The sequence below is a fragment of the Paenibacillus sp. OT2-17 genome, assembly GCF_009827695.1.
GTDB classification, from domain to species: Bacteria; Bacillota; Bacilli; order Paenibacillales; family Paenibacillaceae; genus Paenibacillus; species Paenibacillus polymyxa_B.
The window spans coordinates 1-6,737 of record NZ_WUDQ01000182.1 but is presented as its reverse complement, the minus strand read 5'-3'; the positions used below and the strand labels follow the sequence as shown (position 1 = coordinate 6,737).

The 6,737-nt window shown below is 42.1% G+C and carries 10 protein-coding genes; all 10 read right to left on the bottom strand.

Annotated features, from left to right (window positions below; genetic code table 11):
- Positions 1–17: 17 nt before the first annotated feature.
- Positions 18–1,886, bottom strand: a complete 1,869-nt coding sequence (locus tag GRP75_RS16690) for an alpha/beta fold hydrolase (RefSeq protein WP_160789844.1) — start codon at positions 1,884–1,886, stop codon at positions 18–20.
- Between the two features lie 60 nt (positions 1,887–1,946).
- Positions 1,947–2,528 carry a TetR/AcrR family transcriptional regulator gene (locus GRP75_RS16685; protein WP_237449079.1) on the bottom strand — a complete coding sequence of 194 codons (582 nt, stop codon included), beginning with the start codon at positions 2,526–2,528 and terminating at the stop codon, positions 1,947–1,949.
- 66 nt (positions 2,529–2,594) lie between these two features.
- Positions 2,595–2,939 carry a cupin domain-containing protein gene (locus GRP75_RS16680; protein WP_028542344.1) on the bottom strand — a complete coding sequence of 115 codons (345 nt, stop codon included), beginning with the start codon at positions 2,937–2,939 and terminating at the stop codon, positions 2,595–2,597.
- Positions 2,940–3,060: 121 nt separating this feature from the next.
- On the bottom strand, positions 3,061–3,396 hold the full coding sequence (locus GRP75_RS16675; RefSeq protein ID WP_013310132.1) for a YolD-like family protein: 336 nt from the start codon (positions 3,394–3,396) through the stop codon (positions 3,061–3,063).
- A gap of 12 nt (positions 3,397–3,408) precedes the next feature.
- Positions 3,409–3,603, bottom strand: a complete 195-nt coding sequence (locus tag GRP75_RS16670; RefSeq protein WP_028542346.1) for a hypothetical protein — start codon at positions 3,601–3,603, stop codon at positions 3,409–3,411.
- Positions 3,604–3,757: 154 nt separating this feature from the next.
- The gene (locus GRP75_RS16665; RefSeq protein ID WP_023988409.1) at positions 3,758–4,141 is read right to left on the bottom strand and encodes a VOC family protein; all 384 of its coding nucleotides are present in this window, start codon (positions 4,139–4,141) and stop codon (positions 3,758–3,760) included.
- Positions 4,142–4,207: 66 nt separating this feature from the next.
- Positions 4,208–4,696: a hypothetical protein gene (locus tag GRP75_RS16660; protein ID WP_160789843.1), complete on the bottom strand. Its 489-nt coding sequence runs from the start codon at positions 4,694–4,696 to the stop codon at positions 4,208–4,210.
- An 85-nt stretch (positions 4,697–4,781) separates the two neighbouring features.
- Positions 4,782–5,144: a response regulator gene (locus GRP75_RS16655; protein ID WP_023988407.1), complete on the bottom strand. Its 363-nt coding sequence runs from the start codon at positions 5,142–5,144 to the stop codon at positions 4,782–4,784.
- A gap of 333 nt (positions 5,145–5,477) precedes the next feature.
- On the bottom strand, positions 5,478–6,467 hold the full coding sequence (locus GRP75_RS16650; RefSeq protein WP_023988406.1) for a metal ABC transporter substrate-binding protein: 990 nt from the start codon (positions 6,465–6,467) through the stop codon (positions 5,478–5,480).
- Positions 6,468–6,519: 52 nt separating this feature from the next.
- Positions 6,520–6,737, bottom strand: a 218-nt coding sequence (locus GRP75_RS16645) for a metal ABC transporter permease (protein WP_202404176.1), incomplete at its 5' end; no start/stop codon positions are given.

The following is a 6,737-nucleotide window of genomic DNA, read 5'->3' as shown; positions in this document are numbered from 1 at the left end:
CTAGGCTGGTTTTATTTTTATACACTAACGTTATTCTGTCCTATGTGCTGCTTTAGATATTGCGCTGTTCGTTCCGGTTGCGAGATCGGAAAATGATGAGCTGCCGGAATATTCAGCGTATGCAGGGCATGAAATGGCTCGGGCAACTTATAGATCTGATCCTTCACACCCCATAGAATCGAAACCTCCTCTTTATACATTCTTTCGGATATCTCAGGAACCGACCGGAAGCTATCGGACTTCGTTAGCATGGCTAGGGCTTGCGCAGTCGTCTTTCTTACGCGTGGGGAACGCATTTCTTCAAGAACATACGTGATGTATGCTGGCGGGATATCGTCGATACTTTCAAAACAAGTCTGCGCAAGCAATTGCTTGCGTAAGCCTGAATCGCTGAATCTGCCTAGCATACTCTCCGTAATTCGTGCGCTCCGATATCTGCGCGGAGCAGTATGCAATACAGGCTGCAATAGGTGTAAGCTACTGATACGCTCAGGTACGCGTTCCCATGCCTTAGCAGCTAGTAGTCCGCCGAACGAATGACCTACAAGGCAGATTGGCGTTTCCAAAGCCTGAATAGCCTGCACTAACGATTCAATGTGGCCTTCTAGTACATCCTCCTTATGATGGTATGGGGAACGGCCAAAACCGGGAAGATCCACCAAGCAAACAGAGGATTCCGGAAATTGATTTGCCAGCGGTATCAAACAATCTGCCCCGCTGAAAGTACCGTGAACTAATACGATCGTTGGATTTCCATTCTTCACCCTTCGCTCCAGGGTAGCTAATGGCCCACGTCTGTTGCGGACATATCCATCTGTATCTATGGTGGAATGAGCAATCCTGAAATCAAGATCAGTAATGACAAATGGGAACACGCTTTTGTTCATCGCCTGTGACAACCCGTATTTACGTTGAATCTCTCGTGCTGCATCCAGTGGGTAGTCCACATCCACGATAAAATCGAGTGATTCCTTCGGAATACCTAACTTTTGGCCCAGAGGAGTACCCAGTATACTGGTTAGCCAAGCTGGCGAGATCGAACCGAGCGGTTTACAGACACGAAGCTCCTTCGCCATATTCGTTCCCAGCTCTATCATCGTTGGACTCTGCTGCCTGTCATCCATCAAGTAGTATGTTTCACTAGCAGGATGTGATTCCTTCGTAAGAACACTGATCAATTCGGCTGCATGATCTACATGGACCAAGGGAAGCCAATGAGATTTTCCGCCGGGGACAAGTCCCATAAGCTTGCGCGCTGTAGAACCTACGAGAATGCCTAGCCCACCAGTTTGGGGCGTATCCCCAGACTCTGAGTCACCTATGACAACGCTCAAATGGACAACCGAAAGCGGAAATCCTTCCTTGTGTGCTCCTTGACGAATACGCAAATCAGCCAAAAATTTCATCCGTTCATATGGAGGCGCTTGTTCCAAATGATCGATGATGGGCTCGGGAGTAATCCAATTATGATCATTAAAAGGGCTTTTGTACCCAACCAAATGGATAAAATGTCGTAACCCTTTGCTCGCATGAATATGTGTAGCCAACGTTATCATTTCTTCTGCTGCTTGTAGAAAAGCTGCTCTCGCATCCTCCTCTCCCAGCAGAATATCCATCGGACCTCCTGCATGAATTATCACATCTGCTGTCTCCACGAGTTGCCTGTCAACAGGATTTAATCCTAGAGCAGGTATACTCAAACCGCCAATAACCGGTGTTAATTTCCCGGTATGCCACGCTGTCTCCAAATCCCTTTGCCTGCATATTTGTTCCCACTTCTGCTGCGAACGAACCAGGACGGTAATAGTGTGTTCCTCCTTGGAAAGTTGTCGTAACGTATGCATGCCGATAAACCCTGTGCCGCCCGTGATAAAGATATGTGCCATATACGAAACCTGCCTTTTTTAATTTTTAGTACTTTATAGTACTAATAAAGATTAAAAAAATCACTTTAGCAGAAGTGCTAAAGTAAATTTTAAATTTTCGAGTATGCTCGGGTCCTGGCTTGCATGCTGCAGAAAGAGCGCACCTTCAATGGCCGAGATGATGAATTGGGCCGTCGACCTCGCAGGAAGTTCAGCCTGAATCTCTAATCTTTCCCTTCCCTCGTTCAGCAATATTTCTACGGTAGTGATTTGGCTTTGGAAGAACTGACTTATTTTATTCCGAAACAAGGCGCTATCTTGAGGCATTTGCGTATAAAGAGTAATAAAGGGACAGCCTCCCAAACTATCTGTCTCTTGCTCTGTCAGCAATTGAAGAAGGATTTCAAAACGTTCCTGAACAGACTGATCCTTACGCGAAACAACTTCATAAATCATCTCATTATACGTTTGAATCAGTTGATCCAGAATGGCTGAAAGTAGCTCTTCTTTACTTTTAAAATAATAGTAAATGTTCGTTTTGGACACATTGCTCACAGCCACAATTTCATCCATACTTGTTGCATGATATCCTTGGGTAAGAAACAATGAGGTGGCGATGCGCAGAACAACATCCCGATTCGTGATTTTATTTTTTTTCATCATATTTAGCACTATACGGTACTAAAAAAGACTTGTCAACCTTCGCTGGAACATGTCTACTCCAAAATATTATTTTTCGGCCAGAACCCGGTCACCTCTGCTCGCAGGCTGAGAAATAACCAAAAATTCAACATCCTGATTCGTTTCATTAAACATTTGATGAGGCACCATAGGAGGAACCTCACACCCTTCCTGAGATCCTAATTGGATTCGTTCACCATCCACTTCAAGTACCGCTGTACCTGATAAAATAAAGAAAAATTGGCGCGCATGATGATGATAATGTCTCACCTCATGTGTATTTCCAGGCATCCGCTCATGAATAATGCTCAAATCATTATTTTTCACCAAGCGCCAACCATCACATTGATCTCCCCATATATAATGTTCAGCATTATTTTTACTTATTTTCATATTGAACTCCTCCTTTTGCAATTACAGTTTTATTTTAAATATGGATTCATAGAGCTACAATCTTAATTTTAAAAAACGGCGGGACAAATGTAAAAAACACTCCGACTTAGTCAGACTGTTTTTATATATCCGCCTCGATAATTTCCTCCAACTTTATCCAGCTAAAATCCTCTTCCCCACGGGATAGCTTCACCTCTCGCCGACTTGTGTTAATCACCGTGACCAGTCCACGCAGCTCCTCATCATCAAATGGATTGAACACTTTTAGCGTAATAGGCTTACGTTCGTTATAGGATACGATAATGGCCTGTTCAATCTGCTGCATTTCCTGATCGTCCAGTGCTGGCTTGCCGCGCCTTCCTTGCTCCTTCATCAGTCTTAAATATGCCTCCCGATGCTCAGGCAAAATCATGCGCGAGCTTTCCCATATGCCATTTCCTTCAAGCTTTTTCCCCATCGTAAGCCCCTCCTATGCTGTTCTGGTTACCGGATGCCATGCCAATACATGATCTAATCGAAAAACACGTGGCTGGCCTGTCTGTAAACAGATGGCTCGTATCAAGCCATTCTGCACACGATGCACCTCGATACGCCGATGAGACAGTTTGCCCTTCCGATCCAAATACACGATTTCCACGATCTGCCCCACGTATTTTTCCAACATGATCCTTCACTCCTTATCAGAACGTTTGTTTGTATTATATGCGAACATGCGTTTGATTATCAATGTAAAAAAATCCCCTGAGGGATTTGACTCTCTCAAGGGATTTCGTAACAATGTAATCTGAACTTAAAAATTTAACTTCTACAAAAATTTATTATTTAGTTCGTTCCCTTACAGCAAAGTAATTTTCTTCATTATCTGCAAAGTTAAACACTCTTCCGAAAGGCATAGTTACAATTTCTCCAACTTTGACATTTTTATTTGATAAGTCGTCATATAATTGATCAAGATTTTCCGAAAAAAACATTAAAGAAGGTGTACCGAGATTTAATTCAGGTGACATTTTAGCAACGAATTCCTTATTGTGGAGAATAATGCTTGTTTCTGCACCCTTTGCAGGAGCAATTTCAATCCATCTCATTCCTTGACCATTATTTTCTTCAGAAATTACTTTAAATCCTACTTTTTTTGTCCAAAAATCCAGTGCCTCATCCTGGTTATTTACATACAACATAATTTGACCGACTTTACTAATCATTGATTTTTCAACTCCTTTGTATAAGTAATTACCAAACCTCGATGCCCCTAATCCCATCTCCTCACTTTAAAATTCATAGGTGGATAGCTTAATATCTTCTTTATTCAAATCTTTCAGCGGATAGACAGGGCCATTCCAATAAGTCAGAATATCAAGCGGCTCATTAGTACCATGTTCTTTTAAAGAAAGAGATAATTCAAGTAATAGATGTGGAAGTTGATAAGAGCTTGTTAAAAACTGATATTCCTCTGGACTTTCACAGTCTTCTGCTCCATAGAACACAAAGTATCCCTCGGTATGATCCCCAATGAGTACAATATAGCGAGCAAGAAACATAATTTCGCCATTGGCAAAAGGAATGGAATGTGTCGAAGCAGAGATCAAATCGGTCTCTAATCCCTCAATACGAAGGGTAAGTTCATTGTTAAGAGCATCCATTCTTTCCCTTTGTTCGCTGACGAGGTGTTCATAATTTACAGGGACAAGCCCTCCATTCTTGATCGTAGCGATCAGTTCGTCTATAAATACTTTTTGAGACAACACTCGATTGCTCATCCTATTCATCTCCATATTCGTGAAAATAAGCATGGAATTCTCGCTTTAACATGTTCAATATTTATGTATTAAAAATCTTGATTCCTTAACTCCCCAGCATTTTTGTGACTGCATTCACGACCCTTTCCATCTCAAATGGTTTAACAATAAAGTCTTTTGCACCTGCCTGAAATGCTTTTATAATCGCTTCCTGCTGCCCCAAAGCAGAACACATTAAAATGTTAGCTTGAGGATCAAGCTCTACAATCTTTTTAACAGCCTCAAGTCCGTCCATCTTAGGCATATTAATATCCATGGTGATTAAATCGGGACGAAAGTGTGCGTATTTTAAAACAGCATCATACCCATTTTCTGCTTCCGCAATAACAGCGTGACCTAAATCCAAAAGAATATCCTTAAGCACAGAACGCATAAATAAAGAGTCATCCACTACTATAACTGTTGCCAAATTAACCTCTCCAATCCGTTGTCAAATGATATGCACGCCCAAACTTCAATATCGGTGAATAAACTAGTAATATTAATAGAAAGAATCTGTAAAAATAAAAACGCTACCAATGAATTATAAAAGAAATTTGAAACTAGCTACTACAGAATTAGTTTTCAAAAAAACGTTTCACAATGACGTAAATCATTTCTGAAAAGCAAATTACAAAGGACTATATATCTACTGTATCTAGAGCACTAGCCCAGAAAGTACAATCTTCTTAGATAGTTATAAAAAAACTGACGCCGGTATCATTCCGACGTCAGTTTTTAAACTTATTCGTTTAAGAATTCCTTATTCATTCAGAGCTTTTTTCAAAGCCTCCAGATTGTTTTTCATTACACCAAGGTAATCCAGGTTCTTCTGTTTGTCTTCATCCGTCAATCCTTCGAGCGGATTCAGTACATCGGTTTTTGAACCGATTTCAGTAGCTACGGTCTCAGCGACCTTCGGATCAACAAGAGTTTCAAAGAAAATCGTTTTAACATTATTTTCTTTAGCAAATTTGATAATACCCGCCAGCTTGTCTGGTGTAGGCTCTTGCTCTGGAGATAATCCGGCAATAGGTACTTGGGTCAGACCATATTGCTTAGCCAAATAACCAAAAGCAGCATGCTGCGTAATAAAGTCTTTACGTTTTACATCTTTCAGACCTGTTTTGAACTCGTTATCCAGATCCTTCAGCTTGGCGATATAAGCATCAGCGTTTTTCTCATAATCAGCTTTGTTTGCCGGATCGGCTGCCACAAGCCCTGCTTCAATGGACTCTACTTCTTTTTGGGCCAAGACTGGATTAAGCCATACATGAGGGTCCAGCACATGATCGTGATCATGGCCTTCCTTTGCGTGTGCTTCTTCTCCTTCTTCCTCCTCAGCAGTGCCTTCCATCAGGTTTAACCCTTTGCTCGCTTCAACTACAACACGCTTATCGTTGGACGCGCTGCTCAAAGCCTGTTCTGCCCAACCTTCGACGATACCGTTATAAACAAATACGTCAGCATCCTTAACCTGTGCCATATCTTTGGCGCTTGGTTCCCAGTCATGCGGCTCAGCACCGGCAGGAATCAACGCGGTTACGTTAGCATGGTCTCCAGCAACTTGCTTGGTAAATTCATACATTGGATAAAAAGTGGTGACCACATTCAGCTTGTCTGCTGTTTGTGCCGCATTCGGCTCGGTTTGGGAAGCATTTGTAGCTGTATTATCAGATTTGGCTCCGCAGCCAGACAAAATAAGTGCTAGTCCCGCAGACAATACAAATGATTTTTTGAACCATGTATTCATATTCATTACTCCTTTATGTGTTAGTTTTTAGTCACTCTCACTGTAATTACACTCACTGGCCTGTCGCATTCTTCCGTCGGGAAGCCTGCTGCTTGCCCAGCTTACGGACCAGCTTTTGAATACCAGCTCCTACGATCAGGAATAATAACAGCACCATGGCAATTGTCCCCCCTGGGGGTCTACTAAGTTCATACGACGCCGTTAAACCCATAAATACGCCGATCAATGCAGTGATCATAGATATCCAGATGGCTGCCGCGAAGCTCGGTG

Bases quoted from the DNA above. Each gene is read 5' to 3' on its own strand.
- GRP75_RS16685 (WP_237449079.1), bottom strand. From the start codon at position 2,528: ATGATGAAAAAAAATAAAATCACGAATCGGGATGTTGTTCTGCGCATC.
- GRP75_RS16665 (WP_023988409.1), bottom strand. From the start codon at position 4,141: ATGATTAGTAAAGTCGGTCAAATTATGTTGTATGTAAATAACCAGGAT.
- GRP75_RS16675 (WP_013310132.1), bottom strand. From the start codon at position 3,396: ATGGGGAAAAAGCTTGAAGGAAATGGCATATGGGAAAGCTCGCGCATG.
- GRP75_RS16650 (WP_023988406.1), bottom strand. From the start codon at position 6,467: ATGAATACATGGTTCAAAAAATCATTTGTATTGTCTGCGGGACTAGCA.
- GRP75_RS16670 (WP_028542346.1), bottom strand. From the start codon at position 3,603: ATGTTGGAAAAATACGTGGGGCAGATCGTGGAAATCGTGTATTTGGAT.
- GRP75_RS16690 (WP_160789844.1), bottom strand. From the start codon at position 1,886: ATGGCACATATCTTTATCACGGGCGGCACAGGGTTTATCGGCATGCAT.
- GRP75_RS16680 (WP_028542344.1), bottom strand. From the start codon at position 2,939: ATGAAAATAAGTAAAAATAATGCTGAACATTATATATGGGGAGATCAA.
- GRP75_RS16660 (WP_160789843.1), bottom strand. From the start codon at position 4,696: ATGAGCAATCGAGTGTTGTCTCAAAAAGTATTTATAGACGAACTGATC.